The organism is Nocardioides thalensis (assembly GCF_013410655.1).
GTDB lineage: Bacteria > Actinomycetota > Actinomycetes > Propionibacteriales > Nocardioidaceae > Nocardioides > Nocardioides thalensis.
Genome location: NZ_JACCFP010000001.1, coordinates 2,535,409 through 2,560,257, shown reverse-complemented (window position 1 = coordinate 2,560,257; position 24,849 = coordinate 2,535,409). Strand labels below are relative to the sequence as shown.

Below are 24,849 nucleotides of genomic sequence, written 5' to 3'. Positions count from 1 at the left end.
GTCCGATCAGCCCATGTCCGTGACGCCGAACTTGATCATGCTGTAGAAGAGCATGCCGAGGTAGAACAGCGCTCCGAGGCCGATGACCACGTTGGGGACGATGCCCGGTCGGATCTTCTTCGGCAGGATCCGGTTGTTCACCAGCAGCAGGGTCACGCAGTAGGCGCCCATGGCGAACGTCGACAGGAACGCCAGGATGTCGAGGACCGCGGTCGGGCCGTCGGCCGGTCCCCAGTTGACGATGATGATCCCGAAGATCACGACGCCCCAGAGGAACGCGCCGTAGAGCCTCGCCATGCCGATCTTCTTGGCGCCCTTCACGTTGTTGAACACCATGTCGGCCTGGCCGCGGGAGAACGAGTCGAACAGGCCCAGCGTAGCGTTGAGGCCGATCAGCGAGATGAACCCGAGGAAGACGCTCCCGAGGCCCGCCCAGCCGGCGGACGAGAACGCATCGGCCATCGCGGGCAGTGCCGCGTCGCGGTCACCGGCGAGGAGCCGCTCCCGCACGGCCGCGCTCTCTTCCGCGGCCGCCATCGCCATCACCGTGAACGAGATGGTGACGAGCATCGTGACGCCCCAGAAGAGGGCGAACGCGTCGAAGGTGACCCACTTGCGCCAGCCCTTCCACTTCTCCATCTCCGCCGGGTCCTCGGTGTCGAACATGAACCCACGCTCGGGCATCGCCGCGATGTCGACGTCTTTGGTGTGGGCCAGCCCGGTCAGCTTCGGGATGTGGGCGCCCATCGCCGCACCGCTCTCCCGCAGGTGGAGCGTGTACCACATCTGCTGCATGCCCGAGGGGCCGGCGAACGCGATGGAACCGACGACGACGGGGAACCACGCCGCGGTCTGGATCTCGTCGGGGAAGTAGCCGAAGTGGAACATCCCGAGGATCGTGTCGCCGAGGGCGTCCAGGCTGCCGACCATCGAGGCGATCACGGCGGTGCCGATGACCAGGCAGCCGATGAGCACGCCGAGCACCTTCTCCAGCAGGTCGTAGATGACCCGGGCCAACGTGAAGACGACCGCGACCGCGACCAGCGCGATGGTGCCGGTGACCTGCCAGGGGACTCCGGTCAGCTCCTCGAAGGCCCCGGCGCCGGCCGACATGTGGCCGGGCCAGATGTAGACGCCGATCGCCGTCAGGAAGAAGAACCACATCAGTGGTTTGAACACCCGTGCCGCGCCCGTGAAGATGCTCTCGCCGGTGGCCATGGCGTAGCGGGACATCTCGAGCATGACGACGGCCTGGAGCGTGACGCCGATCAGGAAGAGCCATCGGATCTCGGGTCCGAAGACGACGACCAGCCGGGGCCACATGAAGGACTCGCCCATGCCCACGCCCAGCGCGAGCAGGAACACGGTGGGTCCGAGGATGTGCACCGAGGGCGGCGCTTCGGGCAGCTTGCGGATGGGCATCGGATCGAGCCCACCGGCCTCCCACACCTTCTCCTCCGATGCACGTTCTTGAGTTGTGCGAGGTTTTTCCGGAACCCCGGATGTAGTACCTGAGACGTCCAAGGCGATGGCCTCCCTTTGATCGACGTCAGCGAACAGCATGCCGACAGAGATTGAACTGCTGTGCTCCGCTCCTCTCGGGGTGTCGTCGAGCGTTGTTTCCTTCTGGGGCCGCCGCGCCTGGTGGCGGGCGGCCACCGATGCGTCTCAGCCGCCGAGCGGTCCGGCGTTCCGGGCCCAGCGGTACTTCGCCCCGAGGACGTCGACCGGCAGCTCGGTGGTGTACGGGTAGGCGACGATCCCGTGCTCGTAGAGGTAGGCGCTGGCCTCCTCGACCTCGACGTCGCCGGAGAGCGACGCGACCACGGGCTTCTCGATGCCCTTCGCGCGATACTCCTCGACCACCTCGGTGACGAGCTTGGCGAACACCATCGGCGGCGTGACGATCGTGTGCCAGTAGCCCAGGATCAGCGAGTGGATCCGGTCGTCCTCGAGCCCGAGGGCGATCGTGTTCCGGTAGGTCGAGGGCGGCTCGCCGCCGGTGATGTCGACCGGGTTCCCCGAGGCACCGAACGGCGGGATGTACTCGTCGAACGCCGCCGCGAGGTCGTCCGGCATGTCCATCAAGGTCATGCCGTTGTCGACGACCGCGTCGGAGAGGAGCACGCCCGAGCCGCCGGCGCCGGTGATGATCAGGACGTTCTCACCCTTGGGCGTGGGCAGCTTCGGGACGCCGCGGGCGAACTCGAGCATGTGGTTGAGGCCGGGGGCCCGGATCACGCCGGACTGCTTGAGGATGTCGTCGTAGACCTTGTCGTTGCCCGCCAGCGCGCCCGTGTGCGAGCTCGCCGCCCGGGCGCCCATGTCGGTGCGACCCGCCTTGAGCACGACGACCGGCTTCTTCTTCGACACCCGGGAGGCGACCTCGGCGAACGAGCGCCCGTCCTTGAGGTCCTCCAGGTGCATCGCGATCAGCTGCGTGTTGTCGTCGGACTCGAAGAACGTGAGCAGGTCGTCCTCGTCGATGTCGGCCTTGTTGCCGACGCCGACAATGGAGGAGACGCCCATCTTCGAGGAGCGGCTGAAGCCCAGGATCGCCATACCGATGCCGCCGCTCTGCGACGACAGCGCCACGCTGCCCTTGACGTCGTAAGGCGTGCAGAACGTCGCGCAGAGGTTCTCGGGCGTGTAGTAGTAGCCGTAGATGTTCGGCCCGAGGATCCGCACGCCGTGCTTGCGGGCCACCGCCACGACCTCGTCCTGGAGCTCCTGCTCACCGGTCTCGGCGAAGCCGGAGGGGATCAGGATCGCGCCCGCGACACCCTTCTCACCGCACTGCTCGAGCGCGCCGGCGACGAACTTGGCGGGCACCGCGAACACCGCGACGTCGACGTCGTCCGGGACGTCGGTGATCGCCTTGTAAGCAGGCAGGTCCAGGACCGTGTCCGACTTGGGGTTGATCGGGAAGATCGTGCCCTGGTAGCCGCCGTTGATGAGGTTCTTCATCACCGAGTTGCCGATCTTGCCCTCCTCGTTGGAGGCACCGATCACGGCGATCGCCTTCGGCTTCATGATCCGGTTCATCGACGCGAGGATCTCCTCCTGGGAGAACCGCTCGGGCTCCTCGGCGCCCTCCGGGTCGATGATGATCCGCACGTCGACCGCCGTCGCGCCATCGGGGCCCGCGAGCACCGGGTTGAGGTCGACCTCCGAGAGCTCCGGGAAGTCGGTCACCAGGTCCGAGAGTCCCGAGATCACGGCCGCGAGAGCGTCCTTGTCGACCGGCGCCGCTCCGCGCACGCCGTCGAGGACGGCCGCCGCGCCGATGCCGTCGACCATCGACCTGGCGTCCTCCGGCGACGTCGGCGCGAGCCGGAACGTCACGTCCTTGAGCACCTCGACGAGGACGCCGCCCAGGCCGAACGCGACGATCTTCCCGAAGGCGGGGTCGGTGACGGCGCCGACGATGACCTCCTGGACGTCGGGGCCGTTCACCAGCATCTGCTGGACCTGGACGCCGGTGATGTCGGCGTCGGACTTGTAGGCCTTGGCGTTCGCGATGATCTCGTCGTACGCCGAGCGCGCCGCCTCGTCGCTCTCGACGCCGACCACGACGCCGCCCGCGTCGGTCTTGTGCAGGATGTCGGGGGAGACGATCTTCAGCACGACCGGGTACCCGATGCCTGCGCTGAGCTTCGCGGCTTCCTCGGCCGAGGTGGCGAGTGCCTCGCCCGGGGTCGGGATGCCGTACGCGTCCGCCACCTGCTTGGCCTCCGGGGCGCTGAGGCTGGTGCGCCCCTCCGCCAGTGCCTTGTCGAGGATTGCTTGTACGGCGGTCCGGTCGTGTGCCATGCCTGCTCCTGTTCGGTGAGTGGTGGGGCCCGTTGTCAGATGACGCCGGCGGTCTTCAGGTCTTCGAGCTCGGCAGCGTCGATGCCGAGCTCCCCGTAGATCTGGGCGCTGTGCTCGCCCAGCCCGGGGGAGGTGACGATCTCCACGGGGGAGTCGGAGAGCTTGATCGGGCAGCCGACGGTCTTGAACACACCGCGCTCGGGGTGCTCGACCTCGACCACCGCACCGAGATCGGCGAGCGTCTGGTCCTCGATCAGCTCGCGGGTGCTGAGGATCGGCCCGCAGGGCACGTTGAGGAGGTTGAGGTGGTCCATGACCTCGTACTTGGTGAGGCCCTGGGTCCACTCCTCGATGAGGGCGAACATCTTGTCGAGCTTGTCGAGCCGCGCCGCCGGGGTCGCCCAGTCGGGGTCCTCCGCGAGCTCGGGGTGGCCGATCAGCTCGGCGATCTTCGGCCAGCCGGGGGGCTGCACGATCACGTAGATGTAGTCGTTCGGGCCGCCGGGGCTGCACTTGACCGCCCAGCCGGGTTGGCCGCCTCCCGACGCGTTGCCCGACCGCGGCACCTCGTCGCCGAACTCCTCGTTGGGGTACTCCGACAGGCCGCCGTGGGCGAGCCGCTGCTGGTCGCGCAGCTTGACGCGGGTCAGGTTGAGCACGGCCTCCTGCATGGCGACGGAGACCCGCTGTCCCCGGCCGGTCTGCACCCGCTGATAGAGAGCTGCGAGGATGCCGGCCACGAGGTGCATGCCGGTGCCCGAGTCGCCGATCTGCGCACCGGTCGCGGTCGGCGGGCCGTTCTCGAAGCCGGTGGTGCTCATCGCGCCGCCCATCGCCTGGGCCACCACCTCGTAGGCCTTGCAGTCGGCGTACTTGCCCGGGCCGAAGCCCTTGATCGAGGCGAAGATCAGCGCCGGGTTGATCTCCTGGAGCCGCTCCCACGTGAACCCCATGCGGTCGACGGCGCCCGGCGCGAAGTTCTCGACGAGGATGTCGGACTGCTTGACGAGCTCGGTGAAGATCTCCTTGCCCCGCTCGCTCTTCATGTTCAGCGTGATGCTGCGCTTGTTGCAGTTGAGCATCGTGAAGTAGAGGCTGTCGACGTCCGGCAGGTCGCGGAGCTGCTGGCGCGTGATGTCGCCGGTGGGGGACTCCAGCTTGATGACGTCGGCCCCTAGCCACGCCAGGATCTGCGTGCAGGAGGGGCCCGACTGGACGTGCGTCATGTCGAGCACTCGGACGCCTTCAAGGGCTTTGGTCATGTTGTCGCCTCCGTGTTCTGCGGACGGTCGCCATGAAACTGCATACCGTATGCGGTGTTATGTGATGTGTACCTCACTCCGAGCGGGAATGTCTAGGGGCTGCGCGGAGTTTCGGCAGATTTGAATGCTGTATGCAACCTGGCCGGCGGGCATCAGCCGCGTGGGGGCAGCGTGGGACGCCCGGGCTGCTTGAGCCGGGGCAGGAGGCAGGCGGCGACGAGGGCCGCGCAGCCGGCAGTGGTGAACGCGGCGACGTGCCCGGAGTGCGAGATCAGGGCGGCGCCGCCACCGATCCCGACGACGCCGCCGACCGCCTTGGCGCTGTAGAGGATCGCCTGGTTCTGGAGGACGTCGCGCTCGCCGAAGTACTCGAGGACGAGGTGGGCGAAGATGGCGTAGAAGGCGCCGCCGCCGAGGCCGGCGAGGATCGCGAAGAGCGTGAACCCGATGGCGTTGCCGAGGTGGCCCGTGGCGGCGAGCCCGAGCTGGGCGACTCCTTCGCCGGCCACGATCACGCCCAGCACGTGGGAGCGCCCGAAGATGTCCGAGAGACGGGCCGTGGCGGACCGCCCGAGCCCACTGACCGCGGCCAGTCCGGCGGCCGCCAGTCCGGCGGCCGTGACCCCGAGCCCTGCCTCGACGGCGTAGTGGCTCACGAAGGCGGTCCCGAGGAGCGCGACCGCGGTGACGGTGGCGAAGATCAGCCACATGAGGGGCAGCGCCGAGGTGCGGAGCGCGTCCAGCGGCGGGTACTCGCGGACCGCGGGCACGTTGTGCGGGAGGCTGCGGTTGAGGCTGTGGTCGATCGCCCAGAGCTGCGGGTCGATGTCGGCGGGCCACCACTGCGGCGGCGGATCGACGAGCCCTCGCCCGGCCGCGGTCACGACGACCAGTGCGATTCCGGCGAGCACGTCGTAGACGACCACGTGGGCGTCGGCCGACGTCGCGAGCGTGAGCGCCAGGATGCCGGGTACGGCGCCGCACGCGAACGCTCCGGTGACGAAGCCGATCGTGGAGACGCGTCGGTCCGGGAACCAGCGGCCTGCCGTCGAGGCGGCTGTGGAGTAGACGAGGCCGGCCCCGACGCCGCCCAGTCCGGCGTACCCGACCGCCGCCACCGCGAGGCTGTCGGCGTGGCCGAGGCAGAGGAGGCCGGCCGCCGCGAGCACGCCCCCCGTGGTGACGAGCGCCGAGGGTGACGGAGCCATCCGGCGCCGCGCCAGCCAGGCGCAGGGGAGCGCTGTGCCGGCCTGGACCACGACGAAGAGCGCCAGGAGCCACGCCGCGTGGACGGTGTCCCAGGTGCTCGTGCCGGGGACGCCGAGCACGGCGAAGCCGAAGAGGTACTGCAGGGGGCCGATGGCGGCTAGGCACAGCCAGGCACGCCACACCTGGTGCTCGCGTGGGCGTCCGGTGAGCTCCTCGGGCGTCTCGCCGACCCGGTAGCGACGGCCGTAGGCGTCGGTCACCTCGCGGCTGAACCTGACCAGACGGATGGAAGTGGTGAACATCGTCGCCTCCTCTTGCCTGTGATGTTGCATACAGCATACTGTCTGCGAACCGAATTGATCCCTACTGATTTGCGTGGACCGCGGCGGAGGAGGCCCTCGGTGGACCTGATGGAGTTTCAAGCGAAGCAGCTCTTCGCGAAGCATGGTGTGACCACCACTCTCGGCACGGTTGTGGAGACCGCCGAGGAGGCGCGTGCGGCTGCGGAGGAGTACGGCTTCTGTGTCGTCAAGGCGCAGGTCAAGGCCGGTGGCCGCGGCAAGGCCGGTGGTGTGAAGCTGGCGAAGACGCCCGAGGAGGCGCATCTGCACGCGAGCAACATCTTGGGGATGGAGATCAAGGGCCTCACGGTCAACCGGGTCCTGGTCACCCCGGCGACCCCGCCGGTCGAGGAGTACTACTTCTCGTTCCTGCTGGACCGGTCGAACCGCCAGTACCTGTGCATCGCCTCGGTGGAGGGTGGTGTGGAGATCGAGGAGGTCGCCAAGACCAACCCGGATGCGGTGAAGAAGATCGCGATCGACCCCGGCCAGGGTGTGGATGCGGCGAAGGCCCGTGAGATCGCTGCTGAGGCGAAGTTCCCCGAGCCGGTCTTCGAGCAGGCCGTGGAGATGATCGAGAAGCTCTACACCGTGTTCGTGGAGGAGGACGCCACGCTGGTGGAGGTCAACCCGCTGGCGCGGCTGGAGGGCGACAAGCTGGAGGCGCTGGACGGCAAGGTCTCGCTCGATGACAACGCCTCGGAGGTGCGGCACCCCGATCACGAGGAGTTCGTGATCCGGGAGGAGGCCGACCCGCTGGAGGCGAAGGCGAAGGACCTGAACCTCAACTACGTCAAGCTCGACGGGCAGGTCGGGATCATCGGCAACGGCGCGGGCCTGGTCATGTCCACCCTGGACGTGGTCGCCTACGCCGGCGAGGCGCATGGCGGGGTGAAGCCCGCGAACTTCCTCGACATCGGCGGCGGCGCGAACGCCACGGTGATGGCCAACGGCCTGGATGTGATCCTCAACGACCCGGCCGTGAAGAGCGTGTTCGTCAACGTCTTCGGTGGCATCACCGCGTGTGATGAGGTCGCCAACGGCATCAAGGGTGCCCTGGAGATCCTCGGCGACGCCGCGACCAAGCCGCTGGTGGTGCGCCTGGACGGCAACAACGTCGAGCAGGGCCGGGCGATCCTCGATGAGCTGAACCACCCGCTCGTCACGCAGGTCGACACCATGGACGGCGCGGCCGACAAGGCCGCCGAGCTCGCCCACGCGAACGCCTGAGAAGGGGACGAGAATGTCTATCTACTTGAACAAGGACAGCAAGATCATCGTCCAGGGCATCACCGGCGGCATGGGTGCCAAGCACACCGCCCTGATGCTCGACTCCGGCGCGACGATCGTCGGCGGGGTCAACGCCCGCAAGGCCGGAACGACCGTGTCCCACAAGAACGCCGACGGTGCGGATGTGGAGCTGCCGGTGTTCGGCACCGTGGCCGAGGCCATGAAGGAGACCGGCGCCGACGTGTCGGTCCTGTTCGTGCCGCCGGCGTTCACCAAGGACGCGGCCATCGAGGCCATCGACGCCCAGATGCCGCTGATCGTGGTGATCACCGAGGGCGTCCCGGTCCAAGACACCGCCGAGGTGTGGTCCTACCTCCAAGGCAAGTCCACCCGGATGATCGGCCCCAACTGCCCCGGCATCATCACCCCCGGTGAGTCGCTGGCCGGCATCACCCCCCACACGATCACCGGCTCCGGCCCGGTCGGCCTGGTGTCGAAGTCCGGGACCCTGACCTACCAGATGATGTATGAGCTGAAGGACTTCGGCTTCTCCACCGCCATCGGCATCGGCGGCGACCCGATCGTGGGCACCACCCACATCGACGCCCTCCAGGCCTTCGAGGACGACCCGGAGACCAAGGTCATCGTGATGATCGGTGAGATCGGCGGGGACGCCGAGGAACGCGCCGCGGAGTACATCAAGGCCAACATCACCAAGCCCGTCGTCGGCTACGTCGCCGGGTTCACCGCCCCCGAGGGCAAGACCATGGGCCACGCGGGTGCCATCGTGTCCGGCTCCGCCGGCACCGCCGCCGCCAAGCAGGAAGCCCTCGAAGCCGTCGGCGTCAAGGTCGGCAAGACCCCCTCAGCCACCGCCGCCCTGGCGCGGGCGGCGCTGGCGTCGGAGCTGGACGCTCAGCCCGCGTGATGGGTGGGCCGCGCGCTCGTCACGCGCCGAGCTGCGCGGCCTGCTCCAGCCCGAGCCGGTCGGCCCCGCTGTAGACGTTCATCGACGACCCCCGGAGGAAGCCGACCAGGGTGAGGCCCGCGTCGGTGGCGAGCTCCGCGGCGAGCGACGACGGTGCGGAGACCGCAGCCAGCGCGGGGATCCCACCCATTACGGCCTTCTGCACCAGCTCGAACGACGCGCGCCCGCTCACCATCAGGATGGTGCCGGTGAGCGGCAGCCGGTCCTCGCGCGCGGCCCAGCCGAGGACCTTGTCGACGGCGTTGTGGCGTCCGACGTCCTCGCGCGCGCAGAGCAGCTCGCCGTCGGCGGTGAAGAGTCCTGCGGCGTGCAGACCGCCCGTGCGGTCGAAGACCGGCTGGGCGGCGCGCAGGCGGTCGGGGAGCTGCTCGAGGAGCGACGTGTCGAACCGGACGGGGTCGTCGTGCACGGTCCAGAACGCCGACGTGCGGACGGCGTCGAGACTGGCCTTGCCGCACACCCCGCACGACGACGTCGTGTAGAAGTTGCGCTCGACCGACGGGTCCGGGGGCGCCACCCCGGGGGCCAGCGACACGTCGACGACGTTGTAGGTGTTGGTGCCGTCGTCGACGGCGCCGGCGCAGTAGCGGATGCCCTGGATGTCGGAGGAGCCGCGGATCACGCCCTCGCTGACCAGGAACCCGGCCGCCAGGTCGAAGTCGTGGCCGGGGGTGCGCATCGTCACCGACAGCGGATGGCCGGCCACCCGGACCTCGAGTGGCTCCTCGACGGCCAGGGTGTCGGGCCGCGCCGCAACGCCCTGGCGCCCCAGGCGGATCACCCGTCGTCGTCTCGTCACGCGTCCCATACGCTCACCTCACCTGGATCGAGTCTACGGCGCGACCAGGCCGTGGTCGCCGTTCACGGCGCGCGCGGGCACGTCCTCCTGGTCGAGCGCGAGCAGCGCCTCCGCCGTGGTCCAGCGGGTCGTCACCTGCTCGATCGCCCCGCGGAGGTCGGAGGCGGTGCGGCCGGTGCTGTCGACGCCGATCGCCGACCGCAGCCCGTCGACCGACCGCGGGTCGCCGAGGTCGACCTCGAGCGATCCGTCCGCCGTCCGGACCGACAACAGGGTCGCGCTCGTCGCCGGTGCCTGCGGCGGCGACACGCTGCCGTTCACGAGCCCCACCGCGGCGTACGCCGCCGGCTGGAGGAGCTCTGCCTCCGTCGTCGCCAGCTCGAGCAGCCGTGCCTTCATCCGGGGGTCCCAGAACTTGCGGACGTGGTTGGCGACCTCCTCGGAGGCCCGCTCGGGCGCCAGGTGGCCGAATTGCACGGCGATGTTGTTGATCAGCCGGATCTCCGGGGGAGTCGTCGCGGACACGTCAGCCCACCAGCTGCTCGGACGCCGGCTGCTCGGCGATCGGCTCCTCGCGCTCCTCGACCGGCGCGTGCGTGCGCGTGACCTGGACGGCGGTCACCTTGTACTCCGGACAGTTCGTCGCCCAGTCGGAGTTCTCCGTCGTCACGACGTTGGCGCCCGTCACCGGGTGGTGGAACGTCGTGTAGACGACGCCGGGCGGCACGCGGTTGGAGATCTGCGCGTGGAGAGTCGTCTTGCCGACCCGGCTGGCGATCTCGATCAGGTCACCGTCGACGACGCCACGGTCCTCGGCGTCGTGCGGGTGGATCTCGAGGACGTCCTCGGGGTGCCAGGCGACGTTCGCCGTACGGCGGGTCTGCGCACCGACGTTGTACTGCGAGAGGATCCGCCCGGTGGTGAGGATCAGCGGGAACCTCCGCGTGCTCCGCTCGTCGGTGGGCACGAACGGCGTGGGCACGAACTTGCCCTGACCGCGGGTGAAGGAGTCGACGTGCATGATCGGGGTGCCCTCGGGGGCGGCCTCGTCGCACGGCCACTGGATGCTGCCGACCTGGTCGATCCGGTCGAAGGAGACGCCGGTGAACGTCGGTGTCGTGGCCGCGATCTCGTCCATGATCTGGCTCGGGTGGTCGTAGTGCATCGGGTAGCCCATGGCCGTCGCGATCTCGCACACGATCGTCCACTCGTGCTTCCCGGACTTCGGCGGCATCACGGCGCGGACCCGGTTGATCCGGCGCTCGGCGTTGGTGAACGTGCCGTCCTTCTCGAGGAACGAGGCGCCCGGCAGGAACACGTGGGCGAACTTCGCGGTCTCGTTGAGGAACAGGTCCTGGACGACCACGAGGTCCATCGCGCCGAGCGCGGCGGACACGTGCTGGAGGTTGGGGTCGGACTGCGCGATGTCCTCGCCGTGCACGAACAGTCCCCGGAAGGACCCGTCGATCGCGGCGTCGAACATGTTGGGGATCCGCAGACCGGGCTCGGAGAGGAGCGTCCGGCCCCAGAGGTTCTCGAACACGCTGCGCACCGCGTCGTCGGAGACGTGGCGGTAGCCGGGCAGCTCGTGCGGGAACGAGCCCATGTCGCACGACCCCTGCACGTTGTTCTGGCCGCGCAGCGGGTTGACGCCGACGCCGTCGCGTCCGAGGTTGCCGGTCGCCATCGCGAGGTTGGCCATGCCCATGACCATCGTCGAGCCCTGGCTGTGCTCGGTCACGCCGAGCCCGTAGTAGATCGCCCCGTTGCCGGCGCGGGCGTAGAGCCGCGCCGCGGCGCGGAGCTCGTCGGCGGGCACGCCGGTGAGGGCCGCGACGGCCTCCGGGCTGTTCTCCGGCCGCGCGATGAACTCCGCCCACTCGTCGAAGCCCTCGCATCGGGAGCTGACGAACGCCTCGTCGACGAGGCCCTCGGTCACCACGACGTGGGCCATCGCGTTGACGACGGCGACGTTGGTGCCGGGGTTGAGCTGGAGGTGGTGGGCCGCCTCGATGTGCGGGGACCGGACCAGGTCGATGCGCCGCGGGTCGACGACGATGAGCTCGGCACCCTCGCGGAGCCGCTGCTTCATCCGCGACCCGAACACCGGGTGTGCCTCGGTCGGGTTGGCGCCGATCACGACGATCACGTCGGCCTGGGCGACCGACCGGAAGTCCTGGGTGCCGGCGGACTCGCCGAACGTCTGCTTCAGGCCGTAGCCGGTGGGGGAGTGGCAGACCCGCGCGCAGGTGTCGATGTTGTTGTTGCCGAACGCGGCCCGCACCATCTTCTGCACCACGAAGACCTCCTCGTTGGTGCAGCGGGAGGAGGAGATCGCGCCGATCGCGCCGGCGCCGTACTGCTTCTGGATCTCGAGCATCCGGGTGGCGACCGTCGTGATGGCCTCCTCCCACTCGACCTCGCGCCAGGGGTCGGTGATCTTGTCGCGCACCATCGGACGCAGCTGCCGGTCGGAGTGCGTGGCGTAGCCGTAGGCGAAGCGGCCCTTGACGCACGAGTGGCCCTCGTTGGCGCCGCCGTCCTTGAGGGGCACCATGCGCACCAGCTCGTCGCCCTTCAGCTCCGCCTTGAAGGAGCAGCCGACCCCGCAGTAGGCGCACGTGGTGACCACCGAGCGGTTGGGCATGCCGAGGTCGACCACCGACCGCTCCTGGAGCGCGTCGGTCGGGCAGGCCTGGACGCACGCGCCGCACGAGACGCACTCGGAGTCCATGAACGTCGTGCCGCCCGGCGACACCTTCGAGTCGAACCCGCGTCCCTCGATGGTGAGCGCGAAGGTGCCCTGGATCTCGTCGCAGGCACGCACGCAGCGGGAGCAGACGATGCACTTGGCGGGGTCGAAGTTGAAGTAGGGGTTGGTCAGGTCGGGCGACTCGTGGAGGTGGTTGGCGCCCTCCTGGCCGTAGCGCACGTGCACCAGCCCGACCCGGTCGGCGAGGTCGTGCATCTCGCAGTCGCCCTGCGCCCCGTCGGTGAGGCAGTCGAGCGGGTGGTCGGACATGTAGAGCTCCATGACGTTCTGGCGGAGCTTGTCGACCTTCGGGGTCTGGGTGTGCACGACCATCCCATCGGCCACCGGGGTGGTGCACGACGCGGGCGTGCCCTTGCGTCCGTCGATCTCCACGAGGCAGAGCCGGCAGGAGCCGAACGCCTCCATCGAGTCGGTCGCGCACAGCTTGGGTACGTCGACGCCGGCGAGCGCGGCCGCCCGCATCACCGACGTGCCCTCGGGCACCGAGACCTGCCGGCCGTCGACCTCGATGGCGACGGTCGGTTCACCGTCCCGGGCCGGGGTGCCGAAGTCAGGTTCCTTGAGCACGGTCATGAGCTGGCCTCCGTCATCGCGTCGGTGGGCACGGTTGCTTGTCCTGGGGGTGGGGGGAAGAAGTCCTCGGAGAAGTGGGTGATCGCGCTGCGCACGGGCATCGGCGTGAGCCCGCCCATCGCGCACAGGGACCCCTCGGTCATCACGTCGCAGAGGTCCTCGAGCACGGCGAGGTTCTCGTCGCGGTGGTCGCCTGCGGTGATGCGGTCGATCACCTCGACGCCGCGCACCGAGCCGACCCGGCACGGCGTGCACTTGCCGCACGACTCCGCGGCACAGAACTCCATCGCGAACCGGGCCTGCGCGGCCATGTCGACGGTGTCGTCGAAGACGACGATCCCGCCGTGACCGACCATCGCGTTCGCGGCGGCGAACGCCTCGTAGTCCATCGGGAGGTCGAACTGCGACGGGGGCAGGTAGGCGCCCAGCGGGCCTCCGACCTGAACGGCCCGGACCGGGCGGCCGGACCGGGTCCCGCCGCCGTACTGCTCGACGAGCTCGCCCAGCGTGACGCCGAAGGCGGTCTCGACGATGCCACCTTGGCGGAGGTTGCCGCCGAGCTGGAAGACCTGGGTGCCCCTCGACCGCTCGACGCCGAGCCGCTGGTAGGCCTCGGGCCCGTCGGCGAGGATCGCCGGCACGGTGCCCAGGGTCAGCACGTTGTTGACCACCGTGGGCTTGCCGAAGAGACCCTCGATCGCGGGGATCGGCGGCTTCGAGCGCACCATGCCGCGCTTGCCCTCGAGGCTGTCGAGCATCGAGGTCTCCTCGCCGCAGATGTAGGCGCCCGCGCCGACCCGCACCTTCAGGTCGAAGGAAAGGCCGGAGCCGAGCACGTCGTCACCCAGCCAGCGCAGTTCGCGGGCGATCTCGATCGCGGCGCGCAGGGTGGCCACGGCGTCCGGGTACTCCGAGCGGAGGTAGACGTAGCCCTCCGTGGCGCCGACGGCGTGCGCCGCGATCGTCATCCCCTCGATGAGGACGAAGGGATCGCCCTCGATCAGCATCCGGTCGGCGTACGTCCCGCTGTCGCCCTCGTCGGCGTTGCAGCAGACGAACTTCAGCTCGTCGTCGCAGTCGAGGACCGTCTTCCACTTGATGCCTGCCGGGAAGCCGGCGCCGCCTCGCCCCCGGAGCCCGGACTCGGTCACGGCGGCGACGACCTCGGCGGGCGACATCTCCAGCGCGCGCCGCAGCCCGGTCAGACCGCCGTTGCGGAGGTAGTCGTCGGTCGACAGGGGGTCGGTCACACCCACCCGACGGAAGGTCACTCGGTTCTGCCGGGCCAGCCACGGCAGCTGGTCGACGACGCCGACCCGCGCCGGGTGCTCGGCGCCGTCGAGCAGGCCCGCGGCGACCAGGTCGTCGACATCCTCCGGCGCGACGGGGCCGTAGCCGACCCGCCCCTCGGCGGTCTCGACCTCGACCAACGGCTCGAGCCACAGCAGGCCGCGGGACCCGTTGCGCACGACGCGGATCTCACGGCCCTGGCCGTCGGCCGCGCGCTGCAGGGAGTCGGCGACGTCGTCGGCACCCACCGAGCGGGCCGCGGAGTCGCGGGGGACGTAGACGGTGACGGGGGAGGAGGTGCTCATCGGCCGAGCTCCTTGTCGACGAGGGAGCCGAGCCGATCGGGGTCGACGCGGCCGTGCAGGCGGCCGTTGATCTCGACCGTCGGGCCGAGCGCGCAGTTGCCGAAGCAGAACACCCGCTCCACGGTGAGCGACCGGTCCGCCGTGGTGTCGCCATGGGCTGCGCCGTACTGCTCCTTCAGGCGCGCGACGAGGTCGCGCGCGCCCACCGACTGGCAGGCCTCGGCCTCGCAGACGCGGACCGTCGTGCGCCCGGCCGGCTCCGACCGGAAGTCGTGGTAGAAGCTCACCACCCCGTGGACGTCGGCGTAGGACAGGTTGAGCTCGTCGGCCAGCACCTGGACGGCCTCGGGCGGCACGCAGCCGAGGCGCTCCTGCACGCCGTGGAGGATCTCCAGCAGGGGGCCGCGTTCGGCCCGGTGCGCGGCAGCGACCTCGCGGACGACCGCCTCGGTCTCCGCGCCCACCGACCCGTTCACTGTCAGACTCATCGGCTCAGCATCTCCTCGTCACATCGTCTCACTGTCCCGGTCAGGAGGGGTGTGCTCAGCGCGCGCCAGCGATCCCCTTGGGGTTGAGGTGAGCGATGTTGCCACTCTCGGTGCCGTCCGAGGGGTCGATCACGCAGTCGATGAGGGTCGGGCGACCGGAAGCCAGGGCGTCGCGGAGGTACGACGCGACCTCCTCCGGCGTCGTCGCCTGGTGGCCGGTGCCCCCGAAGGCCTGGATCATCAGGTCGTGGCGCGCCTTGAGCGCCGTCGGCGCCGGGTCGCCCGTAGGGGACAGGGAGTCGCCGCGGTAGACGCCGCTGTTGTTGAGGACCACGGTCACGACGGGCAGGTCGTAGCGGCAGATGGTCTCGAGCTCGATGCCGCTGAAGCCGAAGGCGCTGTCGCCCTCGATCGCGATGACCGGCTTGCCGGTCTCCACCGCGGCCGCGATGGCGTAGCCCATGCCGATGCCCATGACGCCCCAGGTCCCGCTGTCCAAGCGGTGCCGCGGGACCTTCATCCCGATGGTGTTGCGCGCCAGGTCGAGCGCGTTGGCGCCCTCGTTGACGATGTAGGACTCGGGGTTCTCGTCGAGCACGTCGCGGATCGCCTGGAGCGCGCCGAGGAACTTCATCGGGTGCGCGGCCCGTGCGGCCTCGAGCCGGGTCGCCATCTTGGCGACGTTCTGGTCGGACTTCGCGGTGAGCTCCGCGCGCCACTCGTCGGGCACGGCGATCTGGCCCGGCTTGCTCCGCTCGACGAGCGCGTCCATCACCGACCCGACGTCGCCCACCAGGGGCGCCGCGATCGGCTGGTTGCTGTCCATCTCGCTCGCCTCGATGTCGACCTGGATGAACTTCGCGTCGGGGCTCCACTGCGGCGCGTCGCCGTGCCCGAGCAGCCAGTTCAGCCGGGCGCCGACGAGCATCACCACGTCGGCGCGCTTGAGGGCCAAGGACCGCGCGGTCGCGGCCGACTGCGGGTGGTCGTCCGGGAGCAGTCCCTTCGCCATCGACATCGGGACATAAGGCACGCCGGTCGACTCGATGAAGTTGCGGATGGTCTCGTCGGCCTGGGCATAGGCGGCGCCCTTGCCGAGCACGACGAGCGGCCGCTCGGCGCTGGCGAGCAGGTCGACCGCGCGGTCGATCGCGGCGGGCTCGGGTACCTGCCGTGGCGCCGGGTCGACCGGCTTCCAGAGCGAGTCCTGCGCCTGCTGGGCGTCGATCACCTCGCCGAGCACGGCCGCGGGGATGTCGAGGTAGACCCCGCCGGGGCGACCGGAAGCAGCGGTGCGGAGCGCGCGCGCCAGGCCGCGACCGATGTCCTCGGCCCGGGACACCCGGTAGGCGGCCTTGCAGAACGGGCGGGCGGCGGCCAGCTGGTCCATCTCCTCGTAGTCGCCGCGCTGGAGATCGACGAGGTGGCGCTCGCTCGAGCCGGAGATCTGCACCATGGGGAAGCAGTTCGTCGTCGCGTTGGCGAGCGCGACCAGCCCGTTGAGGAACCCGGGGGCGGAGACGGTGAGGCAGATGCCGGGCTGCTTGGTCAGGAAGCCGGCGGCCGCTGCCGCGTGCCCGGCGTCGCTCTCGTGGCGGAACCCGATGTAGCGGATGCCCGACGCCTGCGCGAGGCGCGCCACGTCGGTGATCGGGATGCCGACGACTCCGTAGATGGTCTTGACGTCGTTGAGCTTCAGCGCGTCGATGACGACGTGGATCCCGTCGGTGAGGGAGGGCGACTCGGCACCGCCCTCGGCCTCGACGAGGGGCTTGGAATCGTCGATCGTGGTCAAGGTTTCCTCCTTGGGAGAGCGCTGAGCATCACTAGATTGTATGGAGTATGAACCATGCAGTAGTTCAGATCCCACCGTACTCGCCCTGTCGGTGAGAGTCACGGGATTGCCGTGCTCGCCAGCAGGTCGACCGCCGCATGGATGGTGCGCAACGTCGGCGCCGCCGCACCGGTGATGTCGGCGAGCTCGACGACGGCAGTCACGATGGCGTCGAGCTCCAGCTGCTTGCCGGCCTCGAGGTCCTGGAGCATCGACGTCTTGTGGTGGCCGACGCCCTCGGCGCCCCGCAGCCGCTTCTCGACCGAGATGTCGGGAGAGCTGCCGAGCCTGGCCGCGATGTCGAGCGTCTCCTCCATCAGCTGCACCACCACCTGCCGGGTCTGCGGGTGCTGGCAGATCTCGACCATGGTCGCCCGGGTGAGCGCGCTGATCGGGTTGAACGCCACGTTCCCCATCAGCTTGATCCAGATGTCGTTGCGGATGTCGGGCTCGACCGGGCTCTTGAGCCCGCCCGCGATCATCGCGTCGCTCAGGTCGGTGCAGCGCGTGGAGATCTCGCCCGACGGCTCGCCGATCGAGAACCGGGTGCCCTCGAGGTGGCGGATGACGCCCGGCGCCTCGATCACGGTCGCGGGGTAGACCACGCAGCCGATCGCCCGCTCGGGCGGGAGCACCGCGCTCGTGGCGCCATCGGGGTCCACTGCCTCGATCCGCCGGCCCTGGTAGGGCCCTTTCAGCTCGTGGAAGTACCACCACGGGATCCCGTTCTGGGCCGCGATCACCGCGGTGTCGGGGCCGAGCAGTGGCGACACCAGGTCGCTGCAGGTCGGGTAGCAGTGCGCCTTGAGCCCGAGGAAGACGTAGTCGACGGGGCCGACCTCGGCCGGGTCGTCGGTCGCGTGGGGGTGGGCCACGAAGTCGCCGCGCGGGCTGAGCACCCGGACCCCGTGTGCCCGCATCGCCTCGAGGTGGGCGTTCCGCGCGATGAGGTGGACCTCGGCGCCGCCGCGATCCATGGCAGCGCCCCAATAGGCGCCGATTGCTCCTGCTCCGACTACGGCGATCCTCACGGGCACTCCCTCGGTATTGACGTCGTATACCGTCGAATCCATACTGTATACGAACTGATCCACTCCGCAAGGGGCCGAATCCGGGAGACCGAAGCTGGCATGAGTCACTCACTTCGCTACGACGTCAACTGCTCGATCCTCTTCACCGAGCTGCCCCTGCTGGAGCGGCCGGCGGCCGCCGCAGCGGCGGGGTTCTCCGCCGTCGAGTTCTGGTGGCCGTTCGACAAAGCGGTGCCCGACGGTCCCGCGGTGGACGCGTTCGTGTCCGCGGTGCGCGACGCCGGCGTCGCGCTCGTCGGCCTGAACTTCGCTGCGGGGGACATGCCCGGCGGGGACCGTGGCCTCGTGTCCTGGCCGGACCGCAGCATCGAGTTCCGGGAGAGCGTCCACGTGCTCGTCGAGATCGGCGAGCAGCTCGCGTGCACCGCGTTCAACGCGCTCTACGGCAACCGCGTCGACGACGCGCTTCCGGTCCAGCAGGACGAGCTCGCGCTGACCAACCTGGCGTTCGCCGCCGAGGCGGTGGCCAGCATCGGTGGAACCGTCCTCATCGAGCCGATCAGCGGGTCGCCCCGCTATCCGTTGCTGATGGCCGACGACGCCGTCGCGGTCATCGACAAGGTGCGGGCCGACAGCGGCGCCACCAACATCGCTCTGCTGGCCGACCTCTACCACCTGGCCGTCAACGGCGACGACGTCGACGCCGCGATCGCCGCACACGTCGGGCGGGTCGGCCACGTGCAGATCGCCGACGCTCCCGGCCGCAACGAGCCCGGCACCGGTGAGCTGCCGCTCGAGCGCCAGCTGGCCGCGCTGGAGTCCGGGGGATACGCCGGCTGGGTCGGGCTGGAGTACAAGCCGTCGACCACGACCGCCGCCAGCCTCGACTGGCTGCCGCGGGAGCGCCGTACGGCGGCCCTCGACGTCACCCACTGACCACCCACGAAGGAGCATCAACATGAGCAGCGCCACCAGCATCGGCTTCATCGGGCTCGGCATCATGGGCAGCCCGATGTCGGTCCACCTCGCGACGGCCGGCCACCCGGTCGCCGGCTACGACTTCGATGCCGCGAAGGCGGAGCCGCTCGCTGCAGCGGGTGGGCGGGCAGCGACCTCCGTCGCCGAGGCGGTGGCCGGCGCCGACGTCGTCTGCGCGATGGTGCCGGACTCCCCGGACGTCGTCGCGCTGATGCGGGGCGCCGAGGGGGTGTTCGCCCACGCCAAGCCGGGCGCGCTCATCATCGACTTCTCCAGCATCCGGCCCGACGTGACCGCCGAGCTGGCCGAGGAGGCGCGGGAGCGCGGCTTCCGCTACCTCGACGCCCCGGTCTCCGGAGGCGAGGCGGGAGCCAGGAACGCCGCGCTGTCGATCATGGTGGGCGGATCCGCCGACGACTTCCAGGCCGCCAAGCAGATCTTCGACATCGTGGGCGGCACCGTCGTGCACGTCGGCCCGAACGGAGCGGGGCAGACGGTGAAGGCCGCCAACCAGCTCATCGTCGCCGCCAACATCCAGGCCGTCTCCGAGGCGCTGGTGTTCCTCGAGGCGTACGGCGTCGACACCAAGGCGGCGCTCGAGGTGCTCGGCGGCGGGCTCGCCGGCTCGAAGGTGCTCGAGCAGAAGAAGGAGAACATGCTCGGGCGGAGCTTCCAGCCCGGCTTCCGGATCGACCTGCACCACAAGGACATGGGCATCGTGACGGCGGCGGCCCGTGAGGCGGGCGTCGTCATCCCGCTCGGCTCGCTCGTCGCCCAGCTGGTCGCGGCGACGCGCGCCGCCGGTGACGGCGGCCTCGACCACTCGGCGCTGCTCCGGGGCGTGGAGCGGATGTCCGGTCGTCGCACGGACGGGCAGGCGTGACATGGCACGGATGCGTGCCGTCGACGCGGCCTGCCTGATCCTGGAGAAGGAGGGCTCGACCCAGCTGTTCGGGCTGCCCGGAGCCGCGATCAACCCGTTCTACAACGCGGTCAAGAACCACGGCGGCATCAAGCACGTGCTCGCGCGCCACGTGGAGGGTGCCTCCCACATGGCGGAGGGCTACACCCGGGCCGCTGCCGGCAACATCGGCGTGTGCGTGGGCACGTCCGGCCCCGCGGGCACCGACATGATCACCGGCCTCTACTCGGCGACCGCCGACTCGATCCCGATCCTCTGCATCACCGGCCAGGCCCCGGTCGCGAAGCTGCACAAGGAGGACTTCCAGGCGATCAACATCGCCGACATCGCCGCGCCGGTGACGAAGTGGGCGACCACGGTCCTGGAGCCGGCACAGGTGCCCGGCGCGTTCCAGAAGGCGTTCTGGCTGATGCGCGAGGGCCGGCCGGGCCCGGTGCTGCTCGACCTGCCGCTCGACGTCCAGCTCGCCGAGATCGAGTTCGACATCGACGCCTACGAGCCGCTCCCGGTGCAGCGCCCCGCGGCCTCCCGGGTCCAGGCCGAGAAGGTGCTCGCCCTGCTCGCCGCGGCCGAGCGGCCGCTCCTGGTCGCGGGCGGTGGGGTGATCAACGCCGACGCCGCGGACCTGCTGGTCGAGCTCGCCGAGCTCACCGGTGTGCCGGTCGTCCCGACCCTGATGGGCTGGGGTGCGATCCCCGACGACCACCCGCTCAACGCCGGCATGGTGGGGCTGCAGACCTCCCACCGGTACGGCAACGCCTCCCTGCTCGAGTCCGACCTCGTGGTCGGGATCGGCAACAGGTGGGCCAACCGCCACACCGGCGGCATCGACACCTACACCAGGGGTCGCAAGTTCGTGCACGTCGACATCGAGCCGACCCAGATCGGCAAGGTCTTCGCGCCCGACCTCGCCGTCGTCTCCGATGCCGGAGCAGCGCTCGAGGCGTTCCTCCAGGTCGCCCGGGAGCAGGACGCCGACGGGACGCTGCCGGACCGCACGGCGTGGGCGGAGTCCTGCCGCGCCCGCAAGCGCACGCTGGAGCGGAAGACGAACTTCGACGCCGTCCCGATCAAGCCGCAACGGGTCTACCAGGAGATGAACCGGGCGTTCGGCCCCGACACCCGCTACGTCAGCACGATCGGCCTCTCGCAGATCCAGGCGGCCCAGATGCTGCACGTCTACAAGCCGCGGCACTGGATCAACGCGGGACAGGCCGGGCCGCTGGGCTGGACCCTCCCGGCAGCGCTGGGCGTCGCGACCGCCGACCCGGAGGCGCTCGTCGTCGCCCTCTCCGGCGACTACGACTTCCAGTTCCTCATCGAGGAGCTCGCGGTCGGGGCGCAGTTCAACATCCCGTACCTCCACGTCGTCGTGAACAACTCCTACCTCGGGCTCATCCGGCAGGCCCAGCGTGGCTTCGACATGGACTACTGCGTTCAGCTGGCGTTCGACAACGTGAACAGCCCCGAGGTCGCCGGCTACGGCGTCGACCACGTGAAGGTCGCCGAGGGCCTGGGCTGCAAGGCGATCCGGGTGACCGAGCCGAACGACATCCTGGCGGCGTTCGAGAAGGCCAAGTCGATGATGGCGGAGTACGCCGTGCCGGTGGTGGTCGAGGTGATCCTCGAACGGGTCACCAACGTGTCGATGGGCACCGAGATCGACGCGGTCACCGAGTTCGAGGAGCTCGCCGAGTCGCCGGAGGACGCGCCGACGGCCATCGCCGCCGGCGGCTGACCCTCGACTCGCTCCCGTTCGCCCCAAAATTCTTTTCACGGCGATGTCGAGGCAGGAGGATGCCGTTCGACGTCTGGGCGAACCGGCCACCGACCAGCGGTGGACGCCGACAACGAGGAGCGAGAGCAATGCCGCGTTTCATGGGTTTCGTGAGGATGGAAGAGGGCGGCCCGACGCCGCCGCAGGCGCTGTTCGACGCGATGGACAAGTACATCGGGGAGCAGGCCGCGAAGGGCCACTTCCTCGACGGCGGCGGGCTCTTCGGCACCGAGGACACCGTCAACTTCGTCGTCCGCAAGGGCGAGACCACGCGCGTCGACGGCCCGTACGCCGAGGCGAAGGAGGTCGTCGGCGGCTGGGCGCTCATGCAGTACGACAGCTTGGAGGACGCGATCGCCGGGCAGCAGGAGTTCGCCGAGCTGCACGCGAAGTACTGGCCGGAGTGCGAGATGGTCGCGACCCTGCGCCAGATCTCCGACGAGCCGCCGCAGCCGGCCGACGCCTGAGCGTCGCCTGCAGACGGGCATGCGGCCGGCAATAGTCTGGCCGCATGCCCGAGACCACCGCGGACGCCGTCACCACGACCTGGCGTGAGGAGTCCGCCCGGCTGGTCGGCGCCCTGACCCGGATCACCCGCGACCTCGAGCTGGCCGAGGACCTCGCCCAGGACGCGCTCGTGAGCGCGCTCGAGAGCTGGCCGACCGACGGCGTACCCGCCAATCCCGCGGCGTGGCTGATGACCACCGCCAAGCGTCGCGCCGTCGACACGTTCCGACGGTCCGAGAACCTGCGCCGCAAGACCGCAGAGCTCGGCCACGGACTGCGAGAGGAGGACGGCATGCCCGACTTCACCTCGCAGGTGGACTTCATCGAGGACGACGTCCTCCGGCTGATCTTCTTGTCGTGCCACCCGGAGCTGACGCCCGAGTCACGGGCGGCGCTGACGCTCCGGCTCGTCGGCGGCCTCACGACCGCCGAGATCGCCCGCGCGTTCCTCGCCAGCGAGTCCACGATGGCGCAGCGGATCTCCCGGGCGAAGCGGACGCTCGCGGAGGCGCGCGCGGACTTCGAGCTGCCGGTCGGCGACGAGCGCACGGCTCGGCTCGACGACGTGATGGCGGTGGTCTACCTGATCTTCAACGAGGGGTACGCCGCCACAGCCGGGGACGACTGGATGCGTCCCGAGCTCGCCAACGAGGCGATCCGGCTGGCGAGGATGCTCGCCGAGCTGGTGCCCGACGAGCCGGAGGTGCACGGACTCCAGGCGCTGCTGGAGCTGCAGGCGTCGCGTTCGTCGGCGCGGGTCGACGCCGACGGCCGGCCGGTGCTGCTCGACGACCAGGACCGCAGCAGGTGGGACGAGCTCCTGATCCGGCGCGGGCTCGCCGCGCTCGGGCGCGCCGAGTCGTTCGCCGCGCGCGGGAAGCCGGTCGGCCGCTACTACCTCCAGGCGGCGATCGCCTCCTGCCACGCGCGGGCGGCCACCCCGGAGGACACCGACTGGCGTGCGATCGCCGGCCTCTACGAGGTGCTGGCCGAAGCGGCGCCGGGCCCGATCGTGGAGGTCAACCGGGCCGTCGCGCTCGGTCGCGCGTCCGACCCCGCCGCCGGCCTGGCGGTGCTCGACGCGCTGCCCGCGGGCGCGCTGGGCGGCTCGCACCTGCTGCCGAGCGTCCGCGCCGACCTGCTCGCCCGGCTCGGCCGGCACGCCGACGCGGCGGTCTCCTTCCGCGAGGCGGCGGCGCTGACCCGCAACGACAGCGAGCGGGCGATCCTGCTCGCCCGCGCCGAGGAGTCGGCGAACCGTCCCGCCGGTGGGGAGCCTCAGCGCACCACGTAGTCGGCGCTGTCGAAGACGGCGTTGCGGCGGTACTCCAGGGAGATGCCCGGCCAGTTGGTCGTGACCCGGCCGTGCGCGTTTCGGTACCACGAGGAGCAGCGCGTCCACACGCTGTCGGCGAGCCGGTCCTGCGTGGCCCGGTCGAACTCCTCCGCCACCTCAGGACGTATGTCGATCGGTCGGCCCACGCGGGCGACGTGCTCGACGTACTGCCCGACGTAGCGGGCCTGGGTCTCGAGGAAGTAGAGGATCGACCCGCCGCCGGTGTTGGTGTTGGGCCCGTAGATCATCGGCATGTTCGGGAACCCCGGCACGGTGAGCCCGTAGTAGGCGTGCGCGCCCTCCGACCACACCTTGTCGAGGGCGACGCCGTCGGCGCCGGTGACGTCCATCGGCGCGAGGAAGTCGGTGGCCGCGAAGCCGGTGCCGTAGATGATCACGCCGACCTCGTGGAGGGTGCCGTCGGCGGTGCGGACGCCCGCGGGCTCGATCGCAGTGATGCCGGTCGTGACCACCTCGACGTTGGGCTGCGCGAGGGCGGGCAGGTACTCGTCGGAGAGCAGGATGCGCTTGCAGCCGAACGGGTAGTCGGGCCACACCTTCTCGAACAGGCCGGGGCGGGACGCGGTCTGCTTCTTCATGTGCCGGCGCGAGTAGGCCTGGAAGACCCGGCCGACGGCGGGGGAGTAGACGAACCCGGTGGTGAGGGTCTCCATCAGCGCCCACCACGCCAGCCGCTCCCCGAGCTGCACGGCCGGGACCCGGCGGAAGAGCGAGTGGTGCCGCGGTCCGTAGGCGGCGTCGTTGCGCGGCGCGATGTAGGGCGGGGTGCGCTGGAACAGGGTGAGCGAGCCGACCTCAGGCTGGATCGCCGGCACGAACTGGATGGCGCTCGCGCCGGTGCCGATGACGGCGACCCGCTTGCCCGCCAGGTCGGCGTCGTGGTCCCACTCGGCGGAGTGGAACGTCGTCCCCTCGAAGGTCGAGCGCCCCGGGATCGAGGGGTACGCCGGCCGCGACAGCTGCCCGACCGCGGGCACCAGCACGTCGCCGGTGACCTGCTCGCCGGACGCGAGGGTGACCGTCCACCGGTGGTCCGCGTCGCTCCAGTCGCAGCGTGCCACCTCCGCGCCGAACCGCATGTGCCGGCGGACGTCGTACTTGTCGACCACGTGGTGGATGTAGCCGAGGATCGAGTCCTGCGGGGCGAAGCGGCGCGGCCAGGCCGGGTTGCGCTCGAACGAGTACGAGTACAGCGGAGTCGGCACGTCGCACGCCGCGCCGGGGTAGGTGTTCTCGCGCCAGACACCGCCGACGTCGTCGGCCTTCTCCAGCATGACGATGTCGTCGAAGCCCGCCTGCTTGAGCTGGATCGCCACGGCGATGCCGCCGAAGCCGGTGCCGATGATGATGATCGAGGGGTTCATGGTGGTGC

19 protein-coding genes are annotated in these 24,849 nt (G+C 70.1%); 7 read left to right on the top strand and 12 right to left on the bottom strand.

Going from position 1 to position 24,849, the window contains the following annotated elements; genetic code table 11:
* Positions 1-6: 6 nt before the first annotated feature.
* From HNR19_RS12490 to HNR19_RS12475, 4 genes are all read right to left on the bottom strand, one after another.
* Complete coding sequence (locus HNR19_RS12490) at positions 7-1,422, bottom strand: Nramp family divalent metal transporter (RefSeq protein WP_246303508.1); 1,416 nt, start codon at positions 1,420-1,422, stop codon at positions 7-9.
* Between the two features lie 246 nt (positions 1,423-1,668).
* Positions 1,669-3,813 carry an acetate--CoA ligase family protein gene (locus tag HNR19_RS12485; RefSeq protein WP_179668219.1) on the bottom strand — a complete coding sequence of 715 codons (2,145 nt, stop codon included), beginning with the start codon at positions 3,811-3,813 and terminating at the stop codon, positions 1,669-1,671.
* Between the two features lie 35 nt (positions 3,814-3,848).
* Entirely contained in the window at positions 3,849-5,075 is a 1,227-nt protein-coding gene (gene frc / locus HNR19_RS12480; protein ID WP_179668218.1) for a formyl-CoA transferase, read from the bottom strand.
* Positions 5,076-5,227: 152 nt separating this feature from the next.
* A complete protein-coding gene (locus HNR19_RS12475; RefSeq protein WP_179668217.1) occupies positions 5,228-6,586 on the bottom strand; it encodes an MFS transporter in 1,359 nt (452 codons plus the stop codon).
* A 99-nt stretch (positions 6,587-6,685) separates the two neighbouring features.
* Here HNR19_RS12475 and sucC point away from each other — a divergent pair, with 99 nt between their 5' ends.
* Together sucC and sucD are read left to right on the top strand one after the other, a co-directional pair.
* On the top strand, positions 6,686-7,855 hold the full coding sequence (gene sucC / locus HNR19_RS12470; protein ID WP_179668216.1) for an ADP-forming succinate--CoA ligase subunit beta: 1,170 nt from the start codon (positions 6,686-6,688) through the stop codon (positions 7,853-7,855).
* A 13-nt stretch (positions 7,856-7,868) separates the two neighbouring features.
* A complete protein-coding gene (gene sucD / locus HNR19_RS12465; protein ID WP_179668215.1) occupies positions 7,869-8,783 on the top strand; it encodes a succinate--CoA ligase subunit alpha in 915 nt (304 codons plus the stop codon).
* 19 nt (positions 8,784-8,802) lie between these two features.
* On the opposite strand, the gene fdhD is transcribed toward sucD, so the two are convergent.
* The 7 genes from fdhD to HNR19_RS12430 all read right to left on the bottom strand — a co-directional run bounded on the left by fdhD (position 8,803) and on the right by HNR19_RS12430 (position 17,936).
* Positions 8,803-9,651 carry a formate dehydrogenase accessory sulfurtransferase FdhD gene (gene fdhD, locus HNR19_RS12460; RefSeq protein WP_179668214.1) on the bottom strand — a complete coding sequence of 283 codons (849 nt, stop codon included), beginning with the start codon at positions 9,649-9,651 and terminating at the stop codon, positions 8,803-8,805.
* Between the two features lie 24 nt (positions 9,652-9,675).
* Positions 9,676-10,167: a formate dehydrogenase subunit delta gene (locus HNR19_RS12455; RefSeq protein WP_179668213.1), complete on the bottom strand. Its 492-nt coding sequence runs from the start codon at positions 10,165-10,167 to the stop codon at positions 9,676-9,678.
* A gap of 1 nt (position 10,168) precedes the next feature.
* Positions 10,169-12,988, bottom strand: coding sequence for a formate dehydrogenase subunit alpha (gene fdhF / locus HNR19_RS12450; RefSeq protein ID WP_179668212.1), 2,820 nt, complete (start codon positions 12,986-12,988; stop codon positions 10,169-10,171).
* The gene (locus HNR19_RS12445) at positions 12,985-14,583 is read right to left on the bottom strand and encodes a formate dehydrogenase beta subunit (protein ID WP_179668211.1); all 1,599 of its coding nucleotides are present in this window, start codon (positions 14,581-14,583) and stop codon (positions 12,985-12,987) included. Before HNR19_RS12445 ends, fdhF begins: the two co-directional genes overlap by 4 nt.
* Positions 14,580-15,071, bottom strand: a complete 492-nt coding sequence (locus tag HNR19_RS12440; protein ID WP_179668210.1) for an NAD(P)H-dependent oxidoreductase subunit E — start codon at positions 15,069-15,071, stop codon at positions 14,580-14,582. Before HNR19_RS12440 ends, HNR19_RS12445 begins: the two co-directional genes overlap by 4 nt.
* A 55-nt stretch (positions 15,072-15,126) precedes the next feature.
* Entirely contained in the window at positions 15,127-16,866 is a 1,740-nt protein-coding gene (oxc, locus tag HNR19_RS12435; protein ID WP_218910233.1) for an oxalyl-CoA decarboxylase, read from the bottom strand.
* A gap of 98 nt (positions 16,867-16,964) precedes the next feature.
* Complete coding sequence (locus tag HNR19_RS12430) at positions 16,965-17,936, bottom strand: 2-dehydropantoate 2-reductase (protein WP_179668209.1); 972 nt, start codon at positions 17,934-17,936, stop codon at positions 16,965-16,967.
* Positions 17,937-18,035: 99 nt separating this feature from the next.
* Here HNR19_RS12430 and HNR19_RS12425 point away from each other — a divergent pair, with 99 nt between their 5' ends.
* The 5 genes from HNR19_RS12425 to HNR19_RS12405 all read left to right on the top strand — a co-directional run bounded on the left by HNR19_RS12425 (position 18,036) and on the right by HNR19_RS12405 (position 23,414).
* Entirely contained in the window at positions 18,036-18,872 is an 837-nt protein-coding gene (locus HNR19_RS12425; protein WP_179668208.1) for a hydroxypyruvate isomerase family protein, read from the top strand.
* A 22-nt stretch (positions 18,873-18,894) separates the two neighbouring features.
* Positions 18,895-19,797: a 2-hydroxy-3-oxopropionate reductase gene (locus HNR19_RS12420; RefSeq protein WP_179668207.1), complete on the top strand. Its 903-nt coding sequence runs from the start codon at positions 18,895-18,897 to the stop codon at positions 19,795-19,797.
* A 1-nt stretch (position 19,798) separates the two neighbouring features.
* The gene (gene gcl / locus HNR19_RS12415; protein WP_179668206.1) at positions 19,799-21,574 is read left to right on the top strand and encodes a glyoxylate carboligase; all 1,776 of its coding nucleotides are present in this window, start codon (positions 19,799-19,801) and stop codon (positions 21,572-21,574) included.
* 155 nt (positions 21,575-21,729) lie between these two features.
* Complete coding sequence (locus HNR19_RS12410) at positions 21,730-22,080, top strand: YciI family protein (protein ID WP_246304733.1); 351 nt, start codon at positions 21,730-21,732, stop codon at positions 22,078-22,080.
* Between the two features lie 44 nt (positions 22,081-22,124).
* Positions 22,125-23,414 (top strand): RNA polymerase sigma factor, encoded by a 1,290-nt coding sequence (locus HNR19_RS12405; protein ID WP_179668204.1) that lies wholly within the window; start codon positions 22,125-22,127, stop codon positions 23,412-23,414.
* Here the strand turns inward: HNR19_RS12405 and HNR19_RS12400 are convergent.
* Positions 23,399-24,841: a flavin-containing monooxygenase gene (locus HNR19_RS12400; protein WP_179668203.1), complete on the bottom strand. Its 1,443-nt coding sequence runs from the start codon at positions 24,839-24,841 to the stop codon at positions 23,399-23,401. The genes HNR19_RS12405 and HNR19_RS12400 overlap by 16 nt on opposite strands.
* Positions 24,842-24,849: the final 8 nt, after the last annotated feature.

Coding starts and splice junctions, on each gene's coding strand:
- HNR19_RS12490 (WP_246303508.1), bottom strand. CDS start 1,422: ATGCCCATCCGCAAGCTGCCCGAAGCGCCGCCCTCGGTGCACATCCTC.
- HNR19_RS12485 (WP_179668219.1), bottom strand. CDS start 3,813: ATGGCACACGACCGGACCGCCGTACAAGCAATCCTCGACAAGGCACTG.
- frc (WP_179668218.1), bottom strand. CDS start 5,075: ATGACCAAAGCCCTTGAAGGCGTCCGAGTGCTCGACATGACGCACGTC.
- HNR19_RS12475 (WP_179668217.1), bottom strand. CDS start 6,586: ATGTTCACCACTTCCATCCGTCTGGTCAGGTTCAGCCGCGAGGTGACC.
- sucD (WP_179668215.1), top strand. CDS start 7,869: ATGTCTATCTACTTGAACAAGGACAGCAAGATCATCGTCCAGGGCATC.
- fdhD (WP_179668214.1), bottom strand. CDS start 9,651: ATGGGACGCGTGACGAGACGACGACGGGTGATCCGCCTGGGGCGCCAG.
- fdhF (WP_179668212.1), bottom strand. CDS start 12,988: ATGACCGTGCTCAAGGAACCTGACTTCGGCACCCCGGCCCGGGACGGT.
- HNR19_RS12445 (WP_179668211.1), bottom strand. CDS start 14,583: ATGAGCACCTCCTCCCCCGTCACCGTCTACGTCCCCCGCGACTCCGCG.
- HNR19_RS12440 (WP_179668210.1), bottom strand. CDS start 15,071: ATGAGTCTGACAGTGAACGGGTCGGTGGGCGCGGAGACCGAGGCGGTC.
- HNR19_RS12425 (WP_179668208.1), top strand. CDS start 18,036: ATGAGTCACTCACTTCGCTACGACGTCAACTGCTCGATCCTCTTCACC.
- HNR19_RS12420 (WP_179668207.1), top strand. CDS start 18,895: ATGAGCAGCGCCACCAGCATCGGCTTCATCGGGCTCGGCATCATGGGC.
- gcl (WP_179668206.1), top strand. CDS start 19,799: ATGGCACGGATGCGTGCCGTCGACGCGGCCTGCCTGATCCTGGAGAAG.
- HNR19_RS12410 (WP_246304733.1), top strand. CDS start 21,730: ATGGAAGAGGGCGGCCCGACGCCGCCGCAGGCGCTGTTCGACGCGATG.
- HNR19_RS12405 (WP_179668204.1), top strand. CDS start 22,125: ATGCCCGAGACCACCGCGGACGCCGTCACCACGACCTGGCGTGAGGAG.
- HNR19_RS12400 (WP_179668203.1), bottom strand. CDS start 24,841: ATGAACCCCTCGATCATCATCATCGGCACCGGCTTCGGCGGCATCGCC.